The organism is Mesorhizobium sp. M8A.F.Ca.ET.161.01.1.1 (assembly GCF_004792105.1).
Classification (GTDB): domain Bacteria; phylum Pseudomonadota; class Alphaproteobacteria; order Rhizobiales; family Rhizobiaceae; genus Mesorhizobium.
Window position 1 is genome coordinate 1 of record NZ_SRTD01000369.1, and the last position, 308, is coordinate 308.

The following is a 308-nucleotide window of genomic DNA, read 5'->3' on the forward strand; positions in this document are numbered from 1 at the left end:
GGCGCGGCACCCGCGTCAATACGCTCCGCCTCTGGTCGGCACAGCCGATCGATCCTATTCTGCTGGCTGCCTTCAACGCTGGCGACCACATCGGCGCGCTGCGTGAAAGCAACAAGGCGGAGAGCCTGACGCGGGTTCTTTATCCTGCTGACGCGACGCCTGCCGGTCAGGAACTGCGCCTGCGGCAGGAATTCTTCTTCTCCTCCGCCTCCTTGCAGGACATTCTGCGCCGCCATCTGCAGCAATATCCGGATTTTACTTCGCTGCCGGAGAAGGTCTCGATCCAGCTAAACGATACACATCCGGCC

General features: G+C 61.4%; 1 protein-coding gene. It reads left to right on the top strand.

Going from position 1 to position 308, the window contains the following annotated elements; translation table 11 throughout:
• A partial coding sequence (locus EN804_RS36115) for a glycogen/starch/alpha-glucan phosphorylase (protein ID WP_135922402.1) occupies positions 1–308 on the top strand: 308 nt, incomplete at both ends.